Source organism: Paenarthrobacter nitroguajacolicus, from assembly GCF_031455195.1.
Lineage (GTDB): Bacteria > Actinomycetota > Actinomycetes > Actinomycetales > Micrococcaceae > Arthrobacter > Arthrobacter nitroguajacolicus_D.
Window position 1 is genome coordinate 231,368 of sequence record NZ_JAVDSH010000001.1, and the last position, 24,763, is coordinate 256,130.

At 61.6% G+C, this 24,763-nt stretch carries 25 protein-coding genes and 1 pseudogene; 15 read left to right on the forward strand and 11 right to left on the reverse strand.

Features of this window, described 5'->3' with window-relative positions; all coding sequences use genetic code 11:
• The first annotated feature begins 88 nt into the window (after window positions 1–88).
• The 5 genes from J2Y68_RS01115 to J2Y68_RS01135 all read left to right on the forward strand — a co-directional run bounded on the left by J2Y68_RS01115 (window position 89) and on the right by J2Y68_RS01135 (window position 5,262).
• The gene (locus J2Y68_RS01115) at window positions 89–1,522 is read left to right on the forward strand and encodes a dipeptidase (RefSeq protein WP_309988641.1); all 1,434 of its coding nucleotides are present in this window, start codon (window positions 89–91) and stop codon (window positions 1,520–1,522) included.
• 164 nt (window positions 1,523–1,686) lie between these two features.
• Window positions 1,687–2,076, forward strand: a complete 390-nt coding sequence (locus J2Y68_RS01120; protein WP_211712345.1) for a HesB/IscA family protein — start codon at window positions 1,687–1,689, stop codon at window positions 2,074–2,076.
• A gap of 183 nt (window positions 2,077–2,259) precedes the next feature.
• The gene (gene ctaC, locus J2Y68_RS01125) at window positions 2,260–3,129 is read left to right on the forward strand and encodes an aa3-type cytochrome oxidase subunit II (protein WP_211712346.1); all 870 of its coding nucleotides are present in this window, start codon (window positions 2,260–2,262) and stop codon (window positions 3,127–3,129) included.
• 10 nt (window positions 3,130–3,139) lie between these two features.
• On the forward strand, window positions 3,140–4,864 hold the full coding sequence (gene ctaD / locus J2Y68_RS01130; protein ID WP_309988644.1) for an aa3-type cytochrome oxidase subunit I: 1,725 nt from the start codon (window positions 3,140–3,142) through the stop codon (window positions 4,862–4,864).
• Window positions 4,861–5,262, forward strand: coding sequence for a cytochrome c oxidase subunit 4 (locus J2Y68_RS01135; protein ID WP_211712348.1), 402 nt, complete (start codon window positions 4,861–4,863; stop codon window positions 5,260–5,262). The genes ctaD and J2Y68_RS01135 overlap by 4 nt, the downstream gene beginning before the upstream one ends.
• 147 nt (window positions 5,263–5,409) lie before the next feature.
• Here J2Y68_RS01135 and J2Y68_RS01140 read toward each other — a convergent pair whose 3' ends face one another.
• Window positions 5,410–5,703 (reverse strand): HPr family phosphocarrier protein, encoded by a 294-nt coding sequence (locus tag J2Y68_RS01140; RefSeq protein WP_309988648.1) that lies wholly within the window; start codon window positions 5,701–5,703, stop codon window positions 5,410–5,412.
• Between the two features lie 165 nt (window positions 5,704–5,868).
• Here J2Y68_RS01140 and J2Y68_RS01145 point away from each other — a divergent pair, with 165 nt between their 5' ends.
• Complete coding sequence (locus J2Y68_RS01145) at window positions 5,869–6,657, forward strand: GntR family transcriptional regulator (protein ID WP_309988650.1); 789 nt, start codon at window positions 5,869–5,871, stop codon at window positions 6,655–6,657.
• A gap of 126 nt (window positions 6,658–6,783) precedes the next feature.
• Here the strand turns inward: J2Y68_RS01145 and qcrB are convergent, their stop codons facing one another.
• From qcrB to ctaE, 4 genes are all read right to left on the reverse strand, one after another.
• Window positions 6,784–8,457, reverse strand: coding sequence for a cytochrome bc1 complex cytochrome b subunit (gene qcrB / locus J2Y68_RS01150; RefSeq protein ID WP_309988652.1), 1,674 nt, complete (start codon window positions 8,455–8,457; stop codon window positions 6,784–6,786).
• Entirely contained in the window at window positions 8,435–9,505 is a 1,071-nt protein-coding gene (gene qcrA, locus J2Y68_RS01155) for a cytochrome bc1 complex Rieske iron-sulfur subunit (protein ID WP_211712352.1), read from the reverse strand. Before qcrA ends, qcrB begins: the two co-directional genes overlap by 23 nt.
• 94 nt (window positions 9,506–9,599) lie before the next feature.
• Window positions 9,600–10,388, reverse strand: coding sequence for a cytochrome bc1 complex diheme cytochrome c subunit (gene qcrC / locus J2Y68_RS01160; protein WP_309988655.1), 789 nt, complete (start codon window positions 10,386–10,388; stop codon window positions 9,600–9,602).
• 89 nt (window positions 10,389–10,477) lie between these two features.
• A complete protein-coding gene (gene ctaE, locus J2Y68_RS01165; protein WP_144648327.1) occupies window positions 10,478–11,116 on the reverse strand; it encodes an aa3-type cytochrome oxidase subunit III in 639 nt (212 codons plus the stop codon).
• Window positions 11,117–11,264: 148 nt separating this feature from the next.
• On the opposite strand from ctaE, the gene trpD reads away from it, so the two are divergent.
• Complete coding sequence (gene trpD, locus J2Y68_RS01170) at window positions 11,265–12,323, forward strand: anthranilate phosphoribosyltransferase (RefSeq protein WP_309988658.1); 1,059 nt, start codon at window positions 11,265–11,267, stop codon at window positions 12,321–12,323.
• Window positions 12,324–12,341: 18 nt separating this feature from the next.
• Here trpD and J2Y68_RS01175 read toward each other — a convergent pair whose 3' ends face one another.
• Together J2Y68_RS01175 and J2Y68_RS01180 are read right to left on the reverse strand one after the other, a co-directional pair.
• A complete protein-coding gene (locus tag J2Y68_RS01175) occupies window positions 12,342–12,620 on the reverse strand; it encodes an Lrp/AsnC family transcriptional regulator (RefSeq protein WP_211712356.1) in 279 nt (92 codons plus the stop codon).
• A gap of 72 nt (window positions 12,621–12,692) precedes the next feature.
• Window positions 12,693–13,082, reverse strand: a complete 390-nt coding sequence (locus J2Y68_RS01180) for a DUF3054 domain-containing protein (RefSeq protein WP_309988662.1) — start codon at window positions 13,080–13,082, stop codon at window positions 12,693–12,695.
• Between the two features lie 126 nt (window positions 13,083–13,208).
• On the opposite strand from J2Y68_RS01180, the gene J2Y68_RS01185 reads away from it, so the two are divergent.
• Window positions 13,209–13,664: a VOC family protein gene (locus J2Y68_RS01185; RefSeq protein ID WP_309988665.1), complete on the forward strand. Its 456-nt coding sequence runs from the start codon at window positions 13,209–13,211 to the stop codon at window positions 13,662–13,664.
• A gap of 91 nt (window positions 13,665–13,755) precedes the next feature.
• Window positions 13,756–14,184, forward strand: a complete 429-nt coding sequence (locus J2Y68_RS01190; RefSeq protein ID WP_309988668.1) for a VOC family protein — start codon at window positions 13,756–13,758, stop codon at window positions 14,182–14,184.
• A gap of 64 nt (window positions 14,185–14,248) precedes the next feature.
• Here J2Y68_RS01190 and J2Y68_RS01195 read toward each other — a convergent pair whose 3' ends face one another.
• Window positions 14,249–15,232, reverse strand: coding sequence for an Lrp/AsnC family transcriptional regulator (locus tag J2Y68_RS01195; protein ID WP_309988671.1), 984 nt, complete (start codon window positions 15,230–15,232; stop codon window positions 14,249–14,251).
• Window positions 15,233–15,325: 93 nt separating this feature from the next.
• On the opposite strand from J2Y68_RS01195, the gene J2Y68_RS01200 reads away from it, so the two are divergent.
• The gene (locus tag J2Y68_RS01200) at window positions 15,326–16,141 is read left to right on the forward strand and encodes an RNA polymerase sigma factor (RefSeq protein WP_309988673.1); all 816 of its coding nucleotides are present in this window, start codon (window positions 15,326–15,328) and stop codon (window positions 16,139–16,141) included.
• A 77-nt stretch (window positions 16,142–16,218) separates the two neighbouring features.
• Here the strand turns inward: J2Y68_RS01200 and J2Y68_RS01205 are convergent, their stop codons facing one another.
• Complete coding sequence (locus tag J2Y68_RS01205; RefSeq protein ID WP_309988675.1) at window positions 16,219–16,713, reverse strand: MarR family transcriptional regulator; 495 nt, start codon at window positions 16,711–16,713, stop codon at window positions 16,219–16,221.
• Between the two features lie 105 nt (window positions 16,714–16,818).
• On the opposite strand from J2Y68_RS01205, the pseudogene J2Y68_RS01210 reads away from it, so the two are divergent.
• Window positions 16,819–17,856 (forward strand): annotated as a pseudogene (locus J2Y68_RS01210) (FAD-dependent oxidoreductase); the annotation flags it as partial.
• Window positions 17,857–18,069: 213 nt separating this feature from the next.
• Here the strand turns inward: J2Y68_RS01210 and J2Y68_RS01215 are convergent.
• Window positions 18,070–20,463, reverse strand: a complete 2,394-nt coding sequence (locus J2Y68_RS01215; protein ID WP_309988678.1) for an excinuclease ABC subunit UvrA — start codon at window positions 20,461–20,463, stop codon at window positions 18,070–18,072.
• A gap of 130 nt (window positions 20,464–20,593) precedes the next feature.
• Here J2Y68_RS01215 and J2Y68_RS01220 point away from each other — a divergent pair, with 130 nt between their 5' ends.
• Genes J2Y68_RS01220 through J2Y68_RS01230 form a run of 3 tightly spaced genes read left to right on the forward strand, consistent with a single transcriptional unit; the run spans window position 20,594 to window position 23,608 of the window.
• On the forward strand, window positions 20,594–21,730 hold the full coding sequence (locus tag J2Y68_RS01220; protein ID WP_309988680.1) for a type III polyketide synthase: 1,137 nt from the start codon (window positions 20,594–20,596) through the stop codon (window positions 21,728–21,730).
• Entirely contained in the window at window positions 21,727–22,482 is a 756-nt protein-coding gene (locus tag J2Y68_RS01225) for a class I SAM-dependent methyltransferase (protein WP_309988683.1), read from the forward strand. Before J2Y68_RS01220 ends, J2Y68_RS01225 begins: the two co-directional genes overlap by 4 nt.
• The gene (locus tag J2Y68_RS01230) at window positions 22,475–23,608 is read left to right on the forward strand and encodes an FAD-dependent oxidoreductase (protein ID WP_309988684.1); all 1,134 of its coding nucleotides are present in this window, start codon (window positions 22,475–22,477) and stop codon (window positions 23,606–23,608) included. Before J2Y68_RS01225 ends, J2Y68_RS01230 begins: the two co-directional genes overlap by 8 nt.
• Here J2Y68_RS01230 and J2Y68_RS01235 read toward each other — a convergent pair whose 3' ends face one another.
• Window positions 23,609–24,016 (reverse strand): nuclear transport factor 2 family protein, encoded by a 408-nt coding sequence (locus tag J2Y68_RS01235; protein WP_309988686.1) that lies wholly within the window; start codon window positions 24,014–24,016, stop codon window positions 23,609–23,611.
• A gap of 50 nt (window positions 24,017–24,066) precedes the next feature.
• On the opposite strand from J2Y68_RS01235, the gene J2Y68_RS01240 reads away from it, so the two are divergent.
• Window positions 24,067–24,741: a peptide deformylase gene (locus tag J2Y68_RS01240; protein ID WP_309988691.1), complete on the forward strand. Its 675-nt coding sequence runs from the start codon at window positions 24,067–24,069 to the stop codon at window positions 24,739–24,741.
• The last annotated feature ends 22 nt before the right edge of the window (window positions 24,742–24,763 follow it).

The following is a 24,763-nucleotide window of genomic DNA, read 5'->3' on the forward strand; positions in this document are numbered from 1 at the left end:
CGCAGGTTACGCCTCCGGTTGCCGGCGATCCAAAGGGCAGCTTCGAGCCTGCCCCGCCGGGAGAATGCCCAGCGGTAAAGTGTGGCCCATGACTTCAGCACATGCGGAGACCCCGCAGAACAAGCACCTGGACTCCGGCGCTACCCCGGTGGAGGCACTTTCCCGGGCGGTACATGACTCATTCGACGCCACTCTGGCCTCCTTGAAGGACCTCGTTTCCATACCGGGCATTGCCTGGCCCAGCTTCGACCCTTCGGAACTGGACAGGAGCGCCGAAGCTGTTGCCGCCCTGGTGAAAGCAACCGGCATGGAAGACGTCCGGATCCTACGATGCGACAAAAGCGACGGCACCCCCGGCGGCCCTGCCGTCGTCGCGCGCCGTCCCGCAGCGGAAGGCAAGCCGACCATCCTCCTGTACGCGCACCACGACGTGCAGCCCCCCGGAGACCGCGGACTGTGGGATTCGGAGCCGTTCTCTGCGGAGGAACGTGATGGTCGGTTGTATGGTCGCGGCGCCGCTGATGACAAGGCAGGCATCATGGCCCACTTGGCGGCCTATAGTGCCGCCACCCACGTCCTGGGCGAGGAATTCGGCCTGGGGGTGACCTTTTTCTTCGAAGGCGAGGAAGAAGCCGGTTCACCCACCTTCAGGACTTTCCTTGAGGAGCATCGCGAACTTTTGCGTGCTGACGTGATTGTTGTTGCCGACTCCAGCAACTGGAAAGTTGGCGTACCGGCTCTGACAACCAGCCTGCGCGGGCTGGTTGATGGCACGTTTGAAGTCCGCGTGCTCGACCATGCGGTGCATTCCGGAATGTTCGGCGGCCCTGTGCTCGACGCCCCAACCCTCCTGTCGCGGCTCATCGCGACCCTCCATGATGACGAGGGCAACGTCGCTGTCGCCGGCCTGGTGGGCCGGGACGAGGTGGCCGTCGACCTCGCTGAAGCGGACTATCGGGCCGACGCGTCAGTGCTCGACGGCGTGCGGCTCGCCGGCAGCGGGACTATCGGTTCCCGGCTGTGGACCAAGCCCGCACTTTCGATCATTGGCATGGACGTGCCGGCGGTGGATGTTGCCTCCAACACCCTCATTCCGGCGGCGCGTGCCAAGTTCAGCATGCGGCTGGCACCCGGGCAGGACCCCGAATCCGCCATGGACGCCCTGCGGCAGCACGTCGAATCCAATGCCCCGTTCGGTGCCAAGGTGACCTTTACCCCGGGGGAGCGGGGCGACGCGTTCTCTACGGATACCTCATCGGCAGCGGCCCGGGTGGCCCTCTGGGCGCTGGGGGAGTCGTGGGGAGTGGAGCCGGTCGAGATGGGGATTGGTGGATCCATACCCTTCATCGCAGACCTCCTGGAAATGTACCCGGAAGTCCAGATCCTAGTGACCGGAGTGGAAGACCCTGATTCGAGGGCCCACAGCGCCAACGAGTCACTGCACATCGGCGATTTCCGCCATGCAGTGCTTGCAGAAGCTTTCATGTTGGCCAGGCTCAATGCCGAAGGCCTGGCGGGCTGAACCGAAAGGGCGCGCCGGGAACAAGTAAATACCGTAGGTGGTTACGTCAGGAGTTATAGCTAAGCGTCTGCGCGACGTAGCATTAGCTATAACCCGTACGTAATTGGGTAAGGGCAGGCAGCGTCCCGGCGCGGCCGCCAAGAGCTTCATAAGAAGGTAGGCCAATGAGCACTGCAACCAACGAAAACAGCACCGGAACGCAGGTCGTCGCCAACGACGAACTGGCCACGCACGAGGTCAATCTGACCGACGTCGCCGCAGGCAAGGTCCGCAGCCTCCTCGAGCAGGAAGGGCGCACCGATCTTCGGCTGCGCGTTGCAGTCCAGCCCGGCGGATGCTCCGGCTTGATCTACCAGCTCTACTTCGACGAGCGCCTGCTCGACGGCGACGCCGTCCGTGACTATGACGGCGTCGAGGTCGTAGTGGACAAGATGAGTGTTCCGTACCTCAGCGGCGCAAGCATCGACTTCGAAGACACCATTTCGAAGCAGGGCTTCACCATTGATAACCCGAACGCCGGCGGGTCCTGCGCCTGCGGTGATTCATTCCACTGATGTGAGCCGTCGCTGCACGTCGGCGCCACTTCGAACGCGGTTAAACGCGTTCGGAGCCACGGCGCCGACATGTGCGCGAAAACCGCTTGATAGCGGTAAGCTCTACATCGGGTAGTAAAACTTTTAGTGTGCCCGGTGCGCCTTAGGCCTGCCGGGAGACAGCAACAAGAGGAAGGGCCGTCTGTGAGTTCGCAGAACCGAACCGGCAGCCGACGCATAAAGATCACCTCGATCACTGGCTTGGCAGTCGCCGGCGCGTTGGTTTTGACCGGATGTTCACCAGAGGTAGAGAAGGGTTGGCTGCCAACAGAGCGCGGCACGACCAACCACACTGACCGGATCATGGACCTCTGGGTCAACTCATGGATCGCCGCCTTGGCAGTCGGTATTATCACGTGGGGCCTTTTGGTCTGGTGCATCATCGCGTACCGTCGCCGCAAGGGCACCACGGGGTTCCCCAAGCAGCTCAGCTACAACCTGCCGCTTGAGGTCTTTTACTTGACCATTCCGCTGTTCATGGTGCTGGTGTTCTTCTACTTCACCGACCAGGACCAGCGTGCGATCGATGACCGTTCGCAGCCTGCCGACGTCGTTGTTGACGTCCGCGGCAAGCAGTGGGCATGGGATTTCAACTACAAAAAGGGTGAGGTCGTCAATGAGGACCTCCACGAGGCCGGCGTCCAGGCCCACCTGACCGGCAACGATGTCGACAAGGAACTCCTTCCCACGTTGTACCTGCCGGTTGGCAAGTCCGTGGATCTGGAGCTGAACTCCCGCGACGTCATCCACTCATTCTGGGTTCCCGCCTTCCTCCAGAAGCGCGACATGATCCCTGGCAAGACGAACTACATCAGGTTCACTCCCACCAAGGAGGGCACCTTCGACGGCAAGTGTGCCGAACTCTGCGGTGAATACCACTCCGAAATGCTCTTCCGCGTCAAGGTTGTCTCCGAGTCTGAATTCCAGACCCACATGGACAAGCTTCGCCAGGAAGGCAATACGGGCCTGCTCGGTGCGGAATACGACCGCAATCCGAACCTGAACGAAAAGTAAGGGGAGCGACGTGGCTACGTACACTCAATCCGCACCGGGGATCCTAGAGGCTCCGGTAGTTCCTAAATCCAAGGGGCGCATCGTCGTCAACTGGATCACCTCCACGGACCACAAGACCATCGGGTACATGTACCTGATTGCATCCTTCGTGTTCTTCTGCCTCGGCGGCGTCATGGCCCTGCTGATCCGTGCTGAGTTGTTCGAACCCGGCATGCAGATCCTGCAGACCAAAGAGCAGTACAACCAGATGTTCACGATGCACGGCACCGTGATGCTCCTGATGTTCGCAACGCCGCTGTTCGCTGGCTTTGCCAACGTCATCATGCCGCTCCAAATCGGTGCTCCCGATGTCGCCTTCCCGCGTTTGAACGCACTGGCATTCTGGTTCTTCCTCTTCGGCTCCACCATCGCCGTCTCGGGTTTCATCACCCCGCAGGGTGCTGCATCCTTCGGTTGGTTCGCCTATGCTCCGCTGTCCAACACCACGTTTAGTCCTGGTGTCGGTGGAGACCTGTGGGTATTCGGCCTCGCGCTGTCGGGCTTCGGAACCATCCTTGGTGCCGTCAACTTCATCACCACGATCATCTGCATGCGTGCACCGGGCATGACCATGTGGCGTATGCCGATCTTCACCTGGAACACCCTCGTGACGGCTATCCTCGTCCTGATGGCCTTCCCGCCGCTGGCCGCTGCACTGTTCGCACTTGGCGCGGACCGTCGCTTCGGAGCGCACATCTTTGACCCCGAAAATGGCGGTGCCGTTCTCTGGCAGCACCTGTTCTGGTTCTTCGGACACCCCGAGGTGTACATCATCGCCTTGCCGTTCTTCGGCATTGTTTCCGAGATCTTCCCGGTGTTCAGCCGCAAGCCGATCTTCGGTTACAAGGGTCTCGTCTACGCCACCATCGCCATCGCCGCGCTCTCCGTCACTGTGTGGGCACACCACATGTACGTGACCGGTTCGGTGTTGCTGCCGTTCTTCGCCTTCATGACCATGCTTATTGCGGTCCCGACAGGCGTGAAGTTCTTCAACTGGATCGGAACGCTTTGGCAGGGCTCCATTACCTTCGAAACTCCCATGCTCTGGAGCATCGGGTTCCTGGTGACGTTCCTCTTCGGTGGTCTGACGGGCATCATCCTGGCTTCGCCGCCGCTTGACTTCCACGTCTCGGACTCCTACTTCGTGGTGGCGCACTTCCACTACGTGGTCTTCGGTACGGTTGTGTTCGCCATGTTCGCAGGCTTCTACTTCTGGTGGCCCAAGTGGACTGGCAAGATGCTCAACGAGCGCCTGGGTAAGATCCACTTCTGGCTGTTGTTCCTTGGTTTCCACGGCACGTTCCTCATCCAGCACTGGCTGGGTGTCGAAGGCATGCCTCGTCGTTACGCCGACTACATGCCGCAGGATAACTTCACGTGGATGAACCAGTTCTCCACTATCTCCTCCTTCGTACTGGGCGCTTCGTTGCTGCCGTTCTTCTGGAACGTCTACATCACCTGGCGCAGCAACAAGAAGGTTGAGGTTGATGATCCTTGGGGCTTCGGTGCCTCACTGGAATGGGCTACGTCCTGCCCGCCGCCGCGCCACAACTTCACCTCCTTGCCCCGCATCCGCTCCGAGCGCCCGGCGCTGGACCTCCACCACCCCGAGTTGGCCCAGGTTCACACCGCAGAGGCCCCGTCACCCGCAGCAGCTGTTCTGGGTAACGCCGACCAGAGGGACGTCAAAAAATGAAAATTGAATCGTGGCTCTTCGGAGCCGGAGTCTTCTTCTTCGTCCCCGTAGCCATCGCCTATGGCTTCCTGACAAATTGGTCTGAGTGGGTCGGGGTCCTGGGGATCCTGCTCGTCGGTGGCCTCGCTGGCATGATCGGCGCGTACCTTGGTTTCACCGGCAAGCGTGTCGGCATGCGGCCGGAAGACCGTCCCGACGCTGAAGTTCACGAAGGTGCCGGCGAACAAGGGCACTTCAGCCCTTGGAGCTGGTGGCCGTTGGTTCTTGGCCTCGCATGTGCGGGCGGCTTCCTGGGTCTCGCGATCGGCTTCTGGGTGACCTACGTTGCCGGCGGCCTCGCCCTTGTGGCACTCGTGGGCTGGGTCTTCGAGTACAGCCGTGGCGACCACGCCCACTAGCAGTATCTGAGAACAAAAGAATGGGCCCCACCGAAAGGTGGGGCCCATTTCTGTTAAGATCGCTTTTCCGTCTGGTGTTCCTGTCTTCGGGGGACGCTGTATGTTCTGAGCGGCCGCCGCATTCGCTGGGCACTGCTGGAGTGCAGTTCAGTGGCCCTGGGAAGCCTCCAGGACGGACGAAAGCTTTACCAGCGCGTTCTGGACGCTCGGGACACTCTGATCGCCGGTAAGGGCCTCTGGTGCAACTTCGAGGACAACTTCACACCCATGCGCAAAGTCCTCTGTCATGACCTCCAACAATGAACGAGCGTCGACAGGGCGTCCGTCCTGCTTCCTGATCGTCACGGGTAGCCCGGTCTCTGTCACAGCGCGAACGAACGCCGCGGCGGCCCGCGCATGTAGTCCGATCCCGGCAGCGACGAAGGTCTTCAGCTCCGGCAACCTCAACTCCTTTGTTACGACGGATGCTCCGTCCGAAATGATCCATATAAGCGTAGCTGCCCCGACCGCCACCCCTTGGTACGGAGGGCGGGGGAAAGCGGTGGTCTAGACCTGATGCCCTACTGAATTATCCTTAACTCATGACTCACATGCTGGAAACCAACCGTGCCTGAGGCGGCAAGCATTGCCGGCGAGATCGACCGGACCAGCGGGACGCCTATCTACGTCCAACTCCGCGAGATCCTCAGGACCTTCATCGCACAATCCTGTCCTCCGGGTTCGTCGCTGCCGTCTGAGAGAGACCTATCCGAACGTTTCGGTTTGGCGAGGATGACAGTGCGCCAGGCGATCGACGCGTTAGTGGGCGAGGAAGTCATTGAGCGCGTCGTTGGGCTTGGCACCTTTGTGAAGAAACCCAAACTGGACCTCCAGGTCAAGCTGACCTCTTACAGTGAGGAAATGCAGCGACGGGGCATGGTTCCGGCCGCCAAGGTTCTCAGTTTTGAGCAGATCGCTGCGAGTGCCTTCCTGGCCCGCGAATTGCAGCTGGACGAAGGTACGCCACTGGTGCGGTTCCGACGCCTGCTGCTGGCCGATAACGAGCCCATGAGCGTGGATGAGAACTTTATCCCTGCCCACCGCGTGCCGGGTTTATTGGACGAGGCGCCACCCACATCGCTGTACAACGTCCTTAGCGAACGTTTTGGGCTGGTCATGGAGTGGGGCGAGGACATGATTGAGGCTACTGCTGCGTCGCCGTCCACGGCTCGCCTGCTCAACGTCGACGTCGGCTCACCCCTTCTGAAGATCCAGCGCCATGCGTTCGTCGCCCGCGCCATGGTGGACTACTCCGTGTCGTACTACCGGGCCGACCGCTACAAGCTATGGGTGCCCCTCCAGCGCCCTGGTGTCCGCCCCACCCGGAACTACTCCTCGGGTTACAGGACACCCTAGGCGCCGAATCCCGGCGGTTCCTGTCGACGTCGTCGTGACCTGGCCTGATACATGGCCGGAGACGCAAAAGCCCGGCTGGAGAATTCCAGCCGGGCTTTTGCATGATCTGACAGAGAGTACTGGGCGCTAGTGGCTCAGGCTCTTCTGGTCTTCACCGGAGGTGATTGCTTCATGGTGGCCATGAGCATGTGCTGCTTCCAGTTCCGCGGGTGTTGCAGGTGCAACGCGATCCTCGAAGAACCACTTGGAGAGTGCCGCACGGCGCTTCTCCTTGCGGGTGACAACACCGTGTTCGTTCGGCTGGGCCGGCAGGGGAGCAGGGGACTCGAAGCCCACCAGCTTGTACCGCTTGTAATCGTCCAGCGGGGCGTGAACCTCGATGAACTCACCGTGCGGGAGGCGCACAATACGGCCGGTTTCGCGGCCATGGAGTGCGATCTCGCGGTCCTTGCGCTGGAGGGCCAACGCGATCCTCTTGGTCACGATGAAGGCGATGATCGGACCAATGAAGAACAGCGTGCGGAGCCAGTACGTGACGTCGTTCAACGACACGTGGAAGTGCGTAGCAATGAGGTCGGAACCAGCAGCTGCCCACATAACGCAGTACCAAGTGAAGCCTGCAACGCCGATGGCGGTACGGGTTGGAGCGTTACGGGGACGGTCGAGAACGTGGTGCTCCCGGTTGTCCTTGGTGACCCAGCGTTCGATCCACGGGTAGGTAAACAGGACCGTGAAGATGATGCCTGCAGGAACGAGCGCCGGGAGCAGGACGTTCAGCGTCAGGGTGTGGCCGAAGATGATCCATTCGAAATGGAAGTTGTTGACAACACCCGGCATGAGACGCAGAGCGCCATCCACGAAGCCGATGTACCAGTCAGGCTGTGTACCAGCCGAGACGGGGGAGGGATCGTAGGGGCCGTAGTTCCAGATCGGGTTGATCGTGAACGCTGCAGCCATCAGGGCCAGTACGCCGAAGACGATGAAGAAGAATCCACCGGCCTTGGCTGCATATACCGGACCGAGGGGGTAGCCGACGACGTTGCCGTCATTGCGGCCGGGACCAGGGTACTGGGTGTGCTTGTGCACGACCACCATGAAGAGGTGGATGACAATCATCAGGAGGATGAGTGCCGGCACCAGCAGGATGTGCAGGACGTAAAGGCGGCCGATGATTGCCGTTCCCGGGAATTCCCCACCGAAGAGGAAGAACGAGATGTAGGTACCGATCACCGGGATGGACTTGATAACGCCGTCGATGATGCGCAGGCCGTTACCGGACAGCAGGTCATCAGGGAGAGAGTATCCGGTGAAGCCGGCGGCCATGGCCAGGATCAGCAGGACGCCGCCCACGACCCAGTTCATTTCGCGGGGCTTGCGGAACGCACCGGTGAAGAAGACGCGCAGCATGTGAACGCCCAAGGAGGCCACGAACAGCAGGGCTGCCCAGTGGTGGACCTGGCGCATGAAGAGTCCGCCGCGGACATCGAAGGAGATGTTCAGCGAGGAGTTGTAAGCCACCGACATTTCGACGTTGTACAGCGGTGTGTACGAACCCTGGTAGTGGGTTTCCGCCATGGACGGGTCGAAGAAGAACGTCAGGAAGGTTCCCGACATCAGCAGGATGACGAAGGAGTACAGCGCCACCTCGCCAAACATGAACGACCAGTGGTCGGGGAAGACCTTCCGGCCGAACTCACGCAGGATGCCGGAGCCGCCTACGCGCTCGTCAACGAAGTTGGTGAAACTACCAACCTTGGTTTTCGGAACGAAGGGGGCTTCAGCTGTTGATGAGGCGCTCATGCTCGTCACGCTCCCAGTAACTCGGTCCTACAGGTTCTCTGAAGTCGCTGGTGGCGACGAGGTAGCCCTCTGCGTCAACTGCGATGGGCAGCTGGGGGAGCGGACGGCTTGCCGGCCCGAAGATGACCTTGCATTCCTGCGTAAGGTCGAACGTGGACTGGTGGCAGGGGCACAGGAGGTGGTGCGTCTGCTGCTCATAGAGAGCAACCGGGCAACCAACGTGCGTGCAGATCTTGGAGTAGGCAACGATGCCGTTGTAGCTCCAGTTTTCGCGGCCCTCGGAGGGGTTCAACGAGTTCGGGTCGAGGCGCATCAGCAGGACAACTGCCTTTGCCTTCTCGTTCAACTTGCCTTCGTGCAGCTCGTTGAGTCCCTCGGGAATCACGTGGAATGCCGAGCCAATGGTCACATCGGAGGCCTTGATGGGAGTGCCATCGGGGTCCCGGGTGAGGCGCTTCAGCTTGTCGCCGTCAGGCGCCCACATGGTGTGTGCAAGGGCTTTGTCCGGTCGCGGACCCAGGTCGCCGAAGATGGCGAGGGCCGGCAGTGGAGCCAGTGCAACGGCACCAAGGAGGGTGTTGCGGATCAGCGGACGGCGCTTGATGCCCGTCTCCTCGACGATGTCGTCGACGATACGGACCGCAGCCTGGCGGTCTTCCTCAGTGCGGATGGCGTGGCGCTCTTCCGACACTTCATGATCGGGCATCAGGGCCTTGGCCCAGTGCACGATGCCCGTTCCGATACCCAGCATGGCAAATGCCGTACCCAGGCCCAGAAGGAGGTTTTGGGTGCGGATGGTCGCAATGGTGGTGTCGTCGCCCAAATCAATGGCGAAGTACGCCACCAGGAAGACCAACGTACCGATGACGGAGGTGCCAAACAGAATGGCTACCTGACGCTCGGCGCGCTTTGCGGCTACCGGGTCCGTGTCAGCCAGGCGCAAACGATGCGGAGGAAGTCCAGGATCCTGGAACTTCTCCACCTCATTCTGACCAGCCGTAGCTACGGTGCCCGAGTGGTTCGGACTGCCGTCACTATGGTTGCCCATAATTCGCCTCATCCTTCTCTCGTTGTCTCGGCCGGGGCCGAGTTATTTTCAATTTCAAACTGCTGACGGTGCAGCAGAAGTTTCTGCCTGCAGGCTAGGACGTACGCGACGTCAACCAGATGGTGAAGGCGATGATGACACCCAGGCCGGCAACCCATACGAAGAGGCCTTCGGATACCGGTCCAAGGGAACCAAGCTCGGCCCCACCGGGCGAACCGTTGGCTTCGATCGTCTTCAGGAAGGTGATGATGTCGCGCTTGTCTTCAGGAGTGATGTTCGAATCGTTGAAGACGGGCATGTTCTGCGGACCCGTAGCCATGGCTTCGTAGATGTGCGCTTCCGTGACACCTGCCAAGCCGGGAGCGAACTTGCCACGGGTCAACGCTCCGCCAGCGGCTGCCGCGTTGTGGCACATCGCGCAGTTGACGCGGAAGAGCTCGCCGCCGTTGGCTGCGTCTCCCTTTCCGTCGAGGAGCTTTTCCTCGGGAATGGCCGGACCTGCACCGAGGGATGCAACGTAAGCAGCGAGCTGCTTGGTCTGTTCCTCGTTGAACTGGGCGGGCTTCTTCTGGGCCTGGGGGCCGCTCATCTGCATGGGCATACGGCCGGTACCAACCTGGAAGTCAACAGCAGCAGCACCCACGCCGACCAGCGAGGGGCCGTCGTTGGTTCCACTTGCACCCATGCCGTGGCAGGTGGCGCAGTTGGCGGCGAAAAGCTTGCCGCCTTCTTCTACGTCACTGGCGCTGTAGCTAGTGGTGTCGGCCTTGGCCTGGTTGACGGTTGTGGCAACGGCGTAGAGCCCACCAGTGAGGAGGAGGCCCATCAACAGCAGCGCTATGGCTGCCAGTGGGTGACGTCGCTTCTGCGAGAGTGCCTTCACGTGGTGGTTCCTTTTTTCGATCCTGCGTCGGCTCCGGGAGCCGCTTCTTTAAATTCTGCCTCTTGTAGAAAAAGAGTCAAAGCTGGGGCTTACTTGAGGACGTAGATGACCAGGAAGAGGCCGATCCACACTACGTCGACGAAGTGCCAGTAGTAAGAGGTGACGATTGCCGACGTCGCTTCGAAGTGTCCGAACTTCTTGGCTGCAAAGGCGCGCCCAATGATGAATAGGAACGCGATCAAACCGCCGATGACGTGGAGGCCGTGGAAGCCGGTGGTCATGTAGAAGGCGGAACCGTAGGCGTTGGACGACAGGGAAACGTGCTCGGAGACGAGCATGGCGTATTCGGTGGTCTGGCCGGCTACGAAGAAGGCACCCATGATGAACGTGAGGACAAACCATTCAGTCATGCCCCAGCGGGTGAACTGCAGCGGCCTGCCGGTCCGGCGGGGCTCCAGCCGCTCGGCGGCAAAGACGCCCATCTGGCAAGTGAAGGAACTTGCCACAAGGACGATGGTGTTGACGAGCGCAAACGGGAAGTTGAGCTTGGCCGTCTCCTCGGCCCACATCGTTCCGGATGTGGAGCGCAGGGTGAAGTACATGGCAAAGAGGCCGGCGAAGAACATCAACTCACTGGACAGCCAAACTACGGTTCCAACAGAAACCAAGTTGGGGCGGTTCAGCGTCGGGTGCGCCGGGGTACTGGGGGCATGGGTCGCAGATGTCACAAGGACATTATGTCTGTAAAAGTCCAGAGTTCCCAATGCAAACCACCGATTCGGGATACTTTTTCTACAAAGACGCGAAATCGCGCGGAAAAGTTCCCGGCACGGTTCACATTGGTCATCGGCGTGGCTGGCTCGATAGCATCAGGGAGTGACTTCTCCGGCATCGGCACCTGCAGCCAGCAATACCTGGCCAGGGCTCATCTCAGCACTGATCAACGGCGACGACCTTGCGGTGGCCAACACTGAGTGGGCCATGAACACGATCATGTCCGGTGAAGCCACGCCGTCCCAGATTGCTGGCTTCCTCGTAGCGCTTCGCGCCAAGGGCGAGACCGTCGAAGAGTTGGCCGGCCTTGTCGAAGCGATGGTCCAGCACGCCAACCCCATTGACATCTCCGGGGAGAAGCTGGACATTGTTGGCACAGGAGGAGACCGCCTCAACACGGTGAATATTTCCACCATGGCCGCTCTTGTTGCTGCCGGTGCGGGGGCCAAGGTGGTCAAGCACGGTAACAGGGCGGCGTCGTCGACGTCAGGTTCGGCCGATGTCCTGGAAGCGCTGGGCGTACGCCTTGACCTCTCGATTGAGCAGGTCGCCAGGAACGCCGAAGAGGCGGGAATCACTTTCTGTTTTGCCCAGGTCTTCCATCCTTCCTTCCGGCACACCGCCGTTCCCAGGAGGGAGCTGGCTGTTCCAACGGCCTTCAATTTCCTGGGGCCGATGACCAACCCGGCACATGTGCAGGCATCAGCTGTTGGCGTGGCGAATGCCCGAATGGCCCCGTTGGTGGCTGGCGTGCTGGCCCGGCGTGGGAGCCGTGGGCTGGTGTTCAGGGGTGACGACGGCTTGGATGAGCTCACACCCACGGGGCCGTCGACGGTCTGGGAGATCAGGGATGGAGCTGTCACGGAGCAGGTGTTCACTCCTGCGGACCTGGGTATAGGCCCGTCCACAGTTGCCGACCTCAGGGGTGGCGACGCCGCCGCCAACGCTGCCGTGGTCCGGGAGGTCCTTGAAGGTAAAAGCGGTCCCGTGCGGGATGCCGTTCTTTTGAACGCGGCAGCGGGGCTGGTGTCCTTTGATCTTCAAGCTGAGGGCAGCCTGGTGGAGCGGATGCGTGCTGCTTTCGCCCGGGCAGCAGAATCTGTTGATTCGGGTAAAGCGGCCGCCGTCCTGGAGAAGTGGACTGCGCTCAGCCAGAGCTGACGGCGGACTCGGCGTCGTTTATTCGAAGCCGAGTGCGAATGCCGCATCGAGGTCGTGCTGCGAGTAGGCGCGGAACGCAATGTGGGTGGTGGTGTGGACCACGGAATCAACCTTTGACAGCCTGTCGGCGATGACATCGGCGAGCTCTTCATGCTTTGTTACCCTGGCCACCGCGATCAGGTCCCATTCGCCCGTCACTGAGTAGACCTCGCTGATGCCCTGGATGGCGGAGATTTGCTCGGCCGTCTCCGGGATGCGCGAGGCGTCGGTCTTGATCAGGACGAAAGCGGTGATCACGTGGGGCCCTTCCGGAAAAGCATCATTGCGGACGCTTTCCAGCCTAGTGCATCCACCATGGCCGGGGCTGGATCACACCCGGCTGTGCCGCTTGCGTACCACCCGCATCAGCAAGGCCACCAGGGCCCGGTATCCCAGCAGGAAGATGGCGAGGCTGATCAGGGCTACCAGTATGAAGGGCAGTACGACTGTCTGCCCGGTGGCTGCCCTCAATAGCATTCCCACCACTACCGTGCCCAACCAGATGCCCACTCCGGCGGGCCATATGGAGAGAGAGGCCCGCCAGGCCCGCAGGACCAACCATGCGAACGCAGCCCCGGCAAGGAAGGGCCACGCCGTCGCGAAGGCCCCGGTGACAATATCGCCACGGGCGTGCGCGTCGCGACCTATGGCAGCGAACACAAGAATCAACAAAAGATCGGCGATTGCGGCCGGGAGCCACAGTTTGACTGGGGAAGACATGCCTCTGACAGTAGCGGGCATTGCCTTCAGGCGAGAAGTCGCGCCCGGTCATTGTGGTGGTGAAAGCCCCGGCATTAGCCTCGGACAGGGGACAAGGAGTTCCCGGGTTCCTTGGAGGGATGGCAGATGCAGAAGATTTCCACGTGTTTGTGGTTCGATGGCCAGGCTGAGGAGGCGGCGCAGTTCTACACATCGACCTTCGACAACTCATCGATGGGGCCGGCTATGCCAGGGCCGGGTGGCAAAGCGCTCACCGTTGAATTCGAGATCGAGGGCAGGCAGTTCATGGGCCTCAACGGCGGTCCCATGTACAGGTTCAACGAGGCGGTTTCCATGGTGGTCCATTGCGACTCCCAGGAGGAGGTGGACCGCTACTGGGATGCTTTGCTGTCCGGGGGAGAGGAGAGCCAGTGCGGCTGGCTTAAGGATCGGTTTGGATTGTCGTGGCAAGTTGTTCCCACCGCGATGGCGGGGCTGCTGAACGGAGCGGACCGGGAAGGTTCCCAGCGCGCCATGGAAGCGATGTTGAAGATGCGCAAACTCGATATCAACGTCCTCCAGAAAGCTTACGACGGCGGGTGAGGAACCACGGGGGACAGGCGCTGGAAGCGCTGCTAGCATGGCCGCACGGTGACGTATTCACGCACCTGGCAACCATGAGGAGAACCGACCGATGACAACGCGCCTCAACCCGTATATCTCGTTCCGGGACAATGCCCGGGACGCAATCACGTTTTACGAATCCGTCTTCGGCGGTGAGTTGAACATCAGCACATTCGGTGACATGCAGGGGAGTCAGGATCCTGCAGAATCCGAAAAGGTCATGCATGCCATGTTGGTCACCCCGGGTGGGCTGACTCTCATGGCGGCTGACACTCCGAACGGAATGGAGTACAACCCGGGCGACAATATCTCTGTGTCGCTCAGTGGTGAAGCGTCGGACGAAGCCGAGTTGCGGGGCTTCTGGGACAAGCTCGTCGACGGCGGCACGGTCACCGTCCCGCTCGAATCGGCGCCCTGGGGCGACACTTTTGGCATGTGCGCAGACAAGTTCGGTATCAACTGGTTGGTCAATATCGCGGGAGACCAGCAGCAGCAATAGCCCTAGGCGACCGCCTTCGATGGATGCCCCGCCCGGGTCCCGGCGGGGCGTCCGGGCGATGACTTCAGCCGATCCGCCGACCGTCGGCGGAAAGTCGCTTGCCCATATGTTTGGGCGTGCGCAACACAATTGAGCGGTCCATGATCTCGGCGAAAGGAAGCCTTTCGCCGAGCTGCCGTTCCAGCACGGTCATGTCTTCGATGCGGCGCAGCCAGACCATCATCAATATGGAGTACAGCCCACCCGTGGTGGCCACGAACCGGACCTCCTGGAGGCCCACGAGTCGTCCGGCGACTGCTTCAACCTGGGTGACGGGAACGCGCAGGAAATACCACACGGATACGGGCCACGGCGCGTAGGCGCGGGCCACCTCCAGGCGCACAATGAGGCGTCTTTCAGCAAGAATCGTTGACAGGGCATTCTTCGCGCGGACAGGGCTGATGCCGGCCTTCTGGGAGATGTGGGCGACGGAAGCCCGGCCGTCGTCGCGCAGAATTGCGGCAACCTCATTTTCCACTTCGGACGGGACACCCCGCTGGGCGGCAGATGGCTGGGGGAGTGCGAGCTCGAGTTGGGTGATTTCCCGTTCCTGCAGCGAACGCAGCCTCCATTGCTGCGCGTCCGCAAGCAACCTGATGCCACGGTGCGTGCGGGTACTTGTTATGCCTGCAACAGCTGGGAGCCTGTCGAGGACGAAACGGCCCAGGTCAGCATCCGACCGGCATAGCAGCGTGAGGACGAGGTCCCGTCCGCCAGCCGTCTGGTCAATGGAAAGGACCTCTTCATCGTCAGCGAGGTCCGCAGTGGCCGGAGCAATGCTCGCCGGTGCGCAGGCAATCTCGATGATGGCGCCAGTGTATTTCGCCCCGGGCCCCCGATACGAGGTGACCCAGGCCAGACCGGCTTCCTCCAGCGCACCCCAACGCCTGGCCAATGTCACGGCGTCGGCTCCCACTATCGGAGCCAAAGCAGCCCACGGTGCTCGAGGACGAATCTGCAGAGCGTGGAGAAGCCGGAGATCCCGCTCGTCGAGATAATATTCCTGCATTTTTCCTGCTCTTTCAGCAAAAAGCCTGCGTTTTGAGTGTATTCAACCACTCATTGCCTAGGTTTGGGGCCGCCCCACCTGAAAGGCCTCCCCATGTCCACTCATATTGCCGAACGAGCCAGCACCCCAGCGCACGATCATGCCTCCAACGCCCGCCAGGGGCGGGGGAGAGGTGGGTTTGAGGAACTGTCAGTAGGTCGCCGGACCGACGCCATACTGGTGGCTGCTGTACGCCAAGGGGACCTTGCCGCGTTCGCCGAGCTGTACCGGCGGCACTCCGCAGTGGCAAGATACGTGGCCAGGGCGGAGGCCGATGCGGGCAATGACCCGGACGACGTCGTCGCGGAAGCCTTTAGCTCGGTGTTGGCGTCGCTGGTCAAGGGCGGCGGACCCCGGGAGTCCTTTCCGGCGTATCTGACGACAGCTGTCAGGCGCATTGCGCATCAGCGCAACGTGCAGGGCCGACGTCGTGCAACCTTGGGATATGGCAGCGCCATGGACTCGCTGGTCCTCAACGATGACTCGACCATCAGGGCTTTCGAATCCACAACGCTGATGAGGGCCTTCCATTCCTTGCCGGTGCGATGGCAGGCCGTTCTCTGGTGCGTGGAGGTGGAAGGCCTGAAACCGGCCGCAACGGCGCGGGTCATGGAACTGAGCCCAAACGGGGTTTCTTCGCTGCTCATCCGGGCGCGTGAAGGGCTCCGTCAGGCGTATCTCCAAGAACATGTGACCGTCGCGCCCAACGATCCATGCATCGACTTCTCCCGGCATTTGGGCAAATTCGTCAGGAACGCTGTCCGCAAGGCTGCACGGCAACGGGTCGATCACCATGTGGCCGTGTGCCGACGTTGTCATGCGGCACTCCAGGATCTCAAGGAAACGAATGCAGGTATGGCCGGGGCCTGAGGGGAGCCCCGCTTTCGGTTTACTTTACATAATGTAGATTATCGGCACTTAATGCCGAGAGGTGGAAGTGGGTGCCCTTAGGTCCCGGCAGTTCCCGGATTGCCCAAGCGTGACGCGGCATTCTTCTGAATCTCCGCGGCTCTGGTTGAGTAGTCTGCGATGGTCCGCAGTTCGTCGTCGCTGTACCCCTCAAGCAGGCGCCCGAGTCCGTCCATGAAGTCGACGAAATACGGTGTCGCAGCGGTGACCTGGTCGCCGATCAGCTCGATCAGCACCTTTCGTTTGTCCTCGTCGCTCCGGATCCTTCTGGCGACTCCCTTGGCCTCCAGCCGCTGCATGAGGCCGGTGACTGAGGCAGGCGCCAACCCTGAATGCTGTCCGAATTCCCCTGCTGCCATGGGCCCAAAGCGCAACAGGATATCAATGGCTTTTCCCTCCGTGGCGGACAACCCGCGCAGCTCGGACAGCTTGGTGTGGAACATGACGGCGGCCGTCGAAAGCTCCCTTCCGGAGGTGAAAACCGCCTCCATCAGGGCTTGCCGGTGGGTGCTGTGGTTGGCTTCGGATTCCATGCGACGAGGCTAGCAAGTTATTTCGTTTTCCCGAAAGGATTGCGCCCTGTACGCTCCATCTATATATTTCGTTTGTCCGAACGAAATAAAATGGAGCACGACATGATGAACTGTTTGGTCATTGGGGCTGGGATCGCCGGGTTGGCCTCCGGAATTGCACTACAGAAAGCCGGACATCGGCCGGTCATCTTTGAAGCCTACGACGCACCCTCCGACGGTATTGGCGGCTTCCTCACAGTTGCCGTCAACGGCTTTGACGCGTTGGAAACACTTGGCCTCAAAGACGACGCCTGTCGCTTGGGTTTCGGCACTCCCCTGATGTCCATGTACCTGGGCAGCAACGGGAAGCACCTCATCGACTTCGACTATGGCGGCTCCTTGCCGGACGGCACCACCGCCCGAACCATGACCCGCTCGGAGCTGTACGGCATGTTCCGCGAAGAGGCCAGCCGACGTGGCATCGGCATCGTCTACGGCAAACGGCTCACCACGGTGGAAGAACGGCCCGACGGCGTGACCGCAGTTTTCGCCGACGGAACCTCAGCCACCGGAGACGTCCTGATCGGTGCCGATGGACTCAACTCGAAGGTGAGGGACCTCACCGACCCCTCCTCCCCTGCGCCCAGGAACATTCCGCTGCTCAACACCGGCGGCATCGTACCAGCCGGAGTCCTCCCTCCGGGAACGATCGATGTGGAGGTTGGCCGCATGAAGATGGTTTTTGGAAAACGCTGTTTCTATTGCTACATGCGGGATCCCGACGGGCGGGTGTGGTGGTTCGCCAACCCGCTGGAACGGTCCTCGGAAGATCCTGCCACTTTGGATGCCGGGGCCCGCAAAGCGTGGCTGACACAGCTCGTGGAACGGGATCGCACACCCATGGCTGCGATTGTTGCCGCGACTGAGGACGTCATCCGGCCGTATAGGACCTCCGACTTTCCGGGCATCCCGCGCTGGTGGCGCGGAAGACTGGTCCTGGTGGGAGACGCCGCCCACGCGGCATCGCCGTCCTCCGGGCAAGGAGCGTCCATGGCCATAGAGGACGCCGTCACGTTGGGGCGCGCCTTGCGTGGCGCCGGGCCGGAGCCGGTAGCTGAAGCCCTGGCCCGTTACGAAGCCGAACGCAGGAACCGGGCGGAGCTGGTGGTCCAGTGGGGGCGACGGAATGCAGCACCGAAGATCAGGGGCCAATTCAAGCGGGTGTTCGAGGACCTGGCCCTGCCGCTGGTATTCCGTGCCCTCTCACGCAAGTCCGCTGACAATTTCGACTGGCTGTATCACCACCACATCGACTGGGAGACGGCAAAACACCGTGGGCTCCTGACGAAGGGACGTACCAGCGAACTGACCAAGAGCTCACGCACCCACGTAGGCCGACAAGTGCTTCCCCGTCAGCGTCCCCTTGGCGGCCACCAGGTCAGCCGGCGTTCCGTTGAAAACAATCCTGCCGCCGTCGTGCCCTGCACCCGGGCCAAGGTCGATGATCCAGTCGGCATGTGCCATGACGGCCTGGTGGTGTTCGATAACAATGACCGATTTGCCGGACTCGACCAGGCGGTCAAGCATGCCAAGGAGGTTCTGGACATCGGCCAGGTGCAGGCCGGTAGTTGGCTCGTCAAGAATGTAGATGTCGCCCTTCTCGGACATCTGGGTGGCCAGCTTGAGCCGCTGGCGCTCACCGCCGGACAACGTAGTGAGCGGCTGCCCGAGCGTTAGGTAACCGAGTCCGACGTCGGCGAGGCGGTTGAGGATTTTGTGGGCGGCAGGAGTGCGGGCGTCACCCTCGGCGAAGAATCGTTCGGCGTCCACGACGGACATTGCAAGCACTTCTGCAATATTGCGCTCACCGAGGGTGTATTCGAGGACGGCGGCCTGGAAGCGCTTCCCGTCGCATTCCTCGCAAGTCGACTCGACGGTAGCCATGACGCCAAGGTCGGTGTAGATGACGCCGGCACCGTTGCACGTGGGGCATGCGCCTTCCGAGTTGGAACTGAAGAGCGCCGGCTTCACACCGTTCGCTTTTCCGAACGCTTTTCGAATCGGCTCCAACAGGCCAGTGTACGTAGCCGGGTTGCTTCGGCGTGAACCCCGGATGGCGCCCTGGTCGATCACCACGACGCCGTCACGCGAGGCAACTGAGCCGTGGATCAGCGAGCTTTTGCCCGAACCAGCCACGCCGGTCAAGACGCAGAGGACACCCAAGGGGATATCGACGTCGACATTTTTGAGGTTGTTGGTGGACGCGCCACGGACTTCGAGTTTGCCGGATGCGGGACGAACGGAGGCCTTGATGGTAGCCCGGTCATCGAGGTGGCGACCCGTGATCGTGTCGCTCCCCCGCAACCCCTCAACGTCGCCCTCAAAGCAAACGGACCCTCCACCGCTGCCTGCACCGGGTCCAAGATCGACCACGTGGTCGGCAATGGCGATGGTTTCGGGCTTGTGCTCCACAACAAGAACGGTGTTGCCCTTGTCCCGCAATTGCAGCAGGAGTTGGTTCATGCGTTCAATGTCGTGCGGGTGCAAACCGATGGTTGGTTCGTCGAAAACATATGTGATGTCTGTCAGGGAGGATCCCAGGTGGCGGATCATCTTGGTCCGCTGCGCCTCGCCCCCGGACAGGGTGCCCGCCGGGCGATCCAAGGAGAGGTAGCCAAGGCCGATTTCGGCAAAGGAGTCCAGGAGGTGCTGGAGGCCCTTCAACAGCGGAGCAACGGAGGGCTCGTCGATTCCCCGGATCCAGTCGGCGAGATCACTGATCTGCATGGTGCAAACATCCGCGATGCTCTTGCCCTTGATCTTCGACGACCTGGCCTCCGGACTGAGCCGGGTGCCATCACACTCGGGGCAGGTGGTGAAGGTAATGGCCCGTTCAACAAAGGCGCGAATGTGCGGTTGCAGGGCGTCGACGTCCTTGCTGAGCATCGACTTTTGGATCTTGGGGATCACGCCTTCGTAGGTGAGATTGATTCCCTCAACCTTGATTTTTGTGGGTTCCCGGTAAAGAAGGTCGTGGAATTCCTTTTTAGTGAACTTGGCGATCGGCTTGTCCATGTTGAAAAAGCCCGAACCGCTGAAGATGCGTCCGTACCACCCGTCCATGGTGTAACCCGGGATGGTGAGCGCGCCTTCGCTGAGTGACTTCGTGTCGTCGTACAGGGCCGTCAGGTCGAAATCGTTGACCGAGCCCATGCCTTCGCAGCGGGAACACATTCCACCCAGCCGGTTGAAGGTGGCCTTTTCCGTCTTGGTCTTGCCTTCGCCGCGCTCCACGGTGATGGCGCCGCTGGCCTTCACCGTTGGGACGTTGAAGGAGTAGGCGTTGGGCGAACCGATGTGCGGATGGCCGAGGCGGCTGAAGAGGATGCGGAGCATCGCATTGGCATCAGTGGCCGTGCCGACCGTGGACCGCGGATTGGAACCCATCCGTTCCTGGTCGACAATGATCGCCGTCGTGAGGCCTTCGAGCATGTCGACGTCGGGCCGCGCCAGGGACGGCATGAAGCCCTGCACGAAGGCACTGTACGTCTCGTTGATCATTCGCTGGGACTCGGCGGCGATGGTTGCGAAGACGAGCGAACTCTTTCCGGAGCCGGAGACACCCGTGAAGACCGTGAGCCTGCGCTTCGGGATCTCGATGGTGACGTCTTTCAGGTTGTTCTCACGTGCACCCTGGACCCTGATCAGATCGTGGGTGTCGGCGACGTGCGACGCGGGAGATGATGTGTGCGTGCCCGTGGCGATACTCATGATTTCTCCATCTGTTAGGCGGCGTTGCCCAACAGTCCCCCGTTGGCGCCCCTGGCTCTCACTGGCCAGCCTCGGCCAGTAGCTTCGATTCTGCCATTGTCTTCCACGGTTTACTCGCTAAGAATGAAGCATGCCGGTATATGTGAGGTCCCTAGAAACCGCAGTTCCGCCAACTATTCTGATCCAGCAACAAGCACGGGAAGTTTTTGCGTCCCAACCGGGCCTGACCCGGCTGGGAACACGGCTCGTCTCCACCTGCTTTGACTCCGCCGCGATCGACACCCGGTACACGGCCGTGGAAGAACTGAGCCTTGACGCCCATCCCGAGAATCCCAGGTTCTTTGATCCGGAAACGAACAGGGTGCTGAGCCCCAGCACCAAGGTCCGCAACGAGATCTTCGCCACGGAGGCCACCAAGCTCTTCGTGGAAGCCGGCAAGACCGCGGTGGCCCAGGCTGCGGGCATTGACCTGGACGACATCACCCACGTCATCACGGTTTCCTGTACGGGGTTCTTCAACCCTGGACCGGATTACAAAGTGGTCCGGGCATTAGGCCTGAGCCCATCGGTACAGCGCTATCACCTGGGCTTCATGGGCTGTTACGCCGCGTTCCCCGCGCTCAAGGCGGCAAAGCAATTCTGCCAGGCCGATCCGGGGGCTGTGGTCCTGGTGATCTGCGTGGAACTCTGTTCGCTGCACGTAAGGACCTCCAATGATCCCGACACGATCATGGGGTCGGCCATTTTTGGCGATGGAGCTGCCGCTGCCATCGTCACGGCCCGTGAACCGGAAGGTCCTGATCCTGTCATCAGGCTGGACCACTTCGAGACGGTCCTCACCCCGGTGGGCGAGGAAGCGATGGCCTGGAACATCGGCGATGAAGGGTTCGAAATGGTGCTGGGGTCCTATGTTCCCCACATCATCGAGGAACACATCACGGGAGCCTTGGAGCCACTCCTGGCCAAGGAGCCGCAGCTGGCCGGCCTGCCTTACCGCGACATAACGCACTGGGCCATTCACCCCGGCGGACGCAGCATCCTGGACAAAGTGGAGTCCAAGCTCGAACTCACCGAGAAGCAGTTGGTCCCGGCCCGTGAGACGCTGCGGGAGTACGGCAATATGAGCAGCGCCACCGTCCTGTTCGTCCTGAAGTACATGCTGGAACGGGATGCGGCCGAACGCGAGGAACGGATCTGCTCCATGGCGTTTGGTCCCGGCCTGACGGTGGAGACAGGCCTTTTCACGTTGGTCTCCCCCGCACTGTGAGGCCGTGGGGTTCCCTCAAGCACAGGGACCTGCACGCCGTGGAGGAAATGGACCGGCCGGACTGCGATCCCGTGCGCCTGACCCGGACCTACGCCCGCTTTCCGGTGGTCAACAGTCTCTTGTCCGGGTGGCGTCGCACCTATGAGCACCGCATCCGGCCCCTGATGTCCGGTTCGGATCCGGTGACATTGCTGGATGTGGGCTGCGGCAGCGGCGACGTGGCCCGGAGCCTGGCGCGATGGGCTCAGCGCGATGGGTTGAGGCTTGAGATCACGGCGATCGACCCGGACCCCAGGGCGTACGACTTCGCCCGACATGCGCCCCACGTCGCGGGTGTCACCTACCGTCGCGCGCACAGCTCCCAGCTGGTATCCGAGAACCGGACATTCGACGTCGTGATTTCCAACCACATCCTCCACCACCTCGACGCCGGTCAGCTCGCCGGAGTGCTGCGGGACTCAGAGCTCCTGAGCCGGCGACTTGTCCTCCACAACGATCTCGTGCGCAGCAATATCTCCTACCTGCTGTTCATGGCGGGTTTTTGGCCTCTGGGCCTCGGCTCCTACATCTGCGGGGACGGCTTGGTGTCCATTAAGCGCAGCTATACGCGTCCAGAACTGAGGGCAGCCGTTCCCGGCAACTGGACGGTGGAAGCGAACGGCCCCTGGCACAGCCTCCTGGTTTACGAGGCGCGTGAGATATACGGCAACCGCCACGTCCCAGGGGCCGGCCAGGAGGGGGAAGATGCTTGACGTTGTGGTGGTGGGCGCCGGACCCGTGGGCTTGTTCATGGGTGCGTTGTTGCTGCAACAGGGTCACACGGTCCGGATCCTGGAACGGCGGCCCGCCCGGAGCCATCGGTCCCGCGCCATCGGTATTCACCCCCCGGCGCTGGGCCAGCTGGCACGCGCAGGGGTGGCGGCTGAACTGACAGCGTCCGGCGTTCACATCCGCCGTGGACTCGCCTACAGCCGCGGAAAGCGTGTGGCCGAACTGCCGTTCTCCGGCGATCCGGACTTTCCGTTTATCCTTGCCGTGCCGCAGACCACCACCGAAAGGGTCCTGGAGGAGGCCCTGTTGCGGCTCGATCCTGAAGCTATCATCCGCGGGGCGGAGGTCACGCGCCTCGTTGAGGACCCTTTAGGAGCAGTTACGGTGGCGGCGGCTGTACCGGGCGGAGGCGAAGAGTTCACGGCCCGCTTGGTGGTGGCCGCAGACGGCGCGCACTCAACGGTTCGCCGGCAGATCCTGCCGCCACTGCCGGCGCACAGCTACCCGGACAGCTACATCATGGGCGACTTCACCGACGCCACCGGCCATGGCTCCGATGCGGTGCTGTATTTGGAACCCGACGGGATTGTGGAGTCGTTTCCGCTGCCGGGCGGGGTGCGCAGGTGGGTGGTGCGGCTGGGTGAACCGGATCAAGGCACGACGGCGGCCGGGCTGGCTGGGCTGGTGGGGGCCAGGACGGGCGAGGTGCTTGACGCGAACAGTAACACCATGGTCAGCGCCTTCGAAGTGCGTTCGCGCCTGGCAAGGAGGATGGTTCACGGACGGGTGGTTTTGCTCGGTGACGCCGCCCATGAAATCAGTCCGATTGGCGGGCAGGGCATGAACCTGGGATGGCTGGACGCGGCAGAACTCGCGCCAATAATGCACGCTTCCCTCACGGGGAACGATGTTGGGCGACAGCTTGCACGGTTTGAGGTAACCAGGCGCAGGACAGCGTTACGGGCTTCGCGGCAGGCGGGTTTGAACATGGCGCTGGGCAGGCCGCTGCCGCCGGCCGTCATGGACACCCGAAACAGGCTTTTTGCTGCGGCCTTGGAGCTTCCTGCTGTGGCAGCGCTGGTGGAGCGGCGCTTCACCATGCGCTGATTACTCCGGAGCCGTGTAGTAGCAGTCGTAGGTGTCCTGGCTGATGATGAGCCCGTCGCGGAGCTCGAAGACTGCGGTGCTGCGGGCCCTGATGGTGTCGCCTCGATCCCAGTGGGGAAGGTCAAGAAGCAGTGTGGCCGACCAATTCATTTCGAGCACTACACGGTCACCCTGGCAGGTGGTCCGGACTACTTCGAAGGTTTGCTTGGCAACGATGTCCTTGCTGTGGTCCGCCCCGGACAGCGTCTCGGCGAGGTTGCGGGTGGACCCTGATTTGGACAGGGCGTGTGGCCACTCGGTGAGCGTGAAATCCTCGGAGAGGAACGGCCGCAGTTCAGCAGCCCCGCCGCCGGCTTCAACGGTTCTAACGAACCCAAGTACATGGTCCAAAGGGGTGGAATGGCTCATCCGTCGAGCCTAGCCCACCGTCGCGGACACCTCCGCGCTAGGCTCAAGGCATGACGCATCAACCTCATCCCGAGGCGACCAGCCCCGCCACCGACTTCAACCCCACGCAGATCAGGGATGCCGTCCGCAGGCTGCTTGATGCTGACGGGCTTCCGGCAATTGTCCAGGCGGGTCATCCTGTCCTGCGTCATGTTGCGGCCCCCTATGATGGCCAGATAGACGACGTTGAGTTGCTGGCACTGGTTGATCGGATGCGTAAGGTCATGCATGACGCACCGGGCGTGGGCTTGGCTGCTCCGCAGTTGGGCATCCCCCTTCAACTGGCCGTCCTTGAGGACAAATACGAGGTTGACCCGGCCTCGGCCGCTGTGCGGCACCGGGAGCAGCTGGAGTTCTTCGCCATCATCAATCCGACGTACAAGCCCCTGGGATCGGAGACAGCCTCGTTCTTCGAAGGGTGCTTGTCTGTCGCCGGATACCAAGCCGTCGTGAAACGCCATCGGAACGTCGAGTTGCGGTACACCGATACTGCCGGCGAGCCCGTGGAAGAGTGGTTCTCCGGCTGGCAGGCCCGCATCGTGCAACATGAAACAGACCACCTCCATGGAACCCTCTACCTGGACCGGGCCGAGATACGGTCACTGTCCAGCAACGCGGAGCATTCAGCGCGGTGGGCCGCCCCGGATATCGATGAAGCACGCAGGACCCTCGGTTTCCAGCCCTAGGTGGTGGCGCGGGGCTTCAAAC

Excerpts from the sequence above, each read along its gene's own strand:
- J2Y68_RS01115 (WP_309988641.1), top strand. The coding sequence starts at position 89 with ATGACTTCAGCACATGCGGAGACCCCGCAGAACAAGCACCTGGACTCC.
- J2Y68_RS01120 (WP_211712345.1), top strand. The coding sequence starts at position 1,687 with ATGAGCACTGCAACCAACGAAAACAGCACCGGAACGCAGGTCGTCGCC.
- J2Y68_RS01135 (WP_211712348.1), top strand. The coding sequence starts at position 4,861 with ATGAAAATTGAATCGTGGCTCTTCGGAGCCGGAGTCTTCTTCTTCGTC.
- qcrB (WP_309988652.1), bottom strand. The coding sequence starts at position 8,457 with ATGAGCGCCTCATCAACAGCTGAAGCCCCCTTCGTTCCGAAAACCAAG.
- qcrA (WP_211712352.1), bottom strand. The coding sequence starts at position 9,505 with ATGGGCAACCATAGTGACGGCAGTCCGAACCACTCGGGCACCGTAGCT.
- J2Y68_RS01180 (WP_309988662.1), bottom strand. The coding sequence starts at position 13,082 with ATGTCTTCCCCAGTCAAACTGTGGCTCCCGGCCGCAATCGCCGATCTT.
- J2Y68_RS01185 (WP_309988665.1), top strand. The coding sequence starts at position 13,209 with ATGCAGAAGATTTCCACGTGTTTGTGGTTCGATGGCCAGGCTGAGGAG.
- J2Y68_RS01190 (WP_309988668.1), top strand. The coding sequence starts at position 13,756 with ATGACAACGCGCCTCAACCCGTATATCTCGTTCCGGGACAATGCCCGG.
- J2Y68_RS01195 (WP_309988671.1), bottom strand. The coding sequence starts at position 15,232 with ATGCAGGAATATTATCTCGACGAGCGGGATCTCCGGCTTCTCCACGCT.
- J2Y68_RS01200 (WP_309988673.1), top strand. The coding sequence starts at position 15,326 with ATGTCCACTCATATTGCCGAACGAGCCAGCACCCCAGCGCACGATCAT.
- J2Y68_RS01205 (WP_309988675.1), bottom strand. The coding sequence starts at position 16,713 with ATGGAATCCGAAGCCAACCACAGCACCCACCGGCAAGCCCTGATGGAG.
- J2Y68_RS01215 (WP_309988678.1), bottom strand. The coding sequence starts at position 20,463 with ATGAGTATCGCCACGGGCACGCACACATCATCTCCCGCGTCGCACGTC.
- J2Y68_RS01220 (WP_309988680.1), top strand. The coding sequence starts at position 20,594 with ATGCCGGTATATGTGAGGTCCCTAGAAACCGCAGTTCCGCCAACTATT.
- J2Y68_RS01230 (WP_309988684.1), top strand. The coding sequence starts at position 22,475 with ATGCTTGACGTTGTGGTGGTGGGCGCCGGACCCGTGGGCTTGTTCATG.
- J2Y68_RS01235 (WP_309988686.1), bottom strand. The coding sequence starts at position 24,016 with ATGAGCCATTCCACCCCTTTGGACCATGTACTTGGGTTCGTTAGAACC.
- J2Y68_RS01240 (WP_309988691.1), top strand. The coding sequence starts at position 24,067 with ATGACGCATCAACCTCATCCCGAGGCGACCAGCCCCGCCACCGACTTC.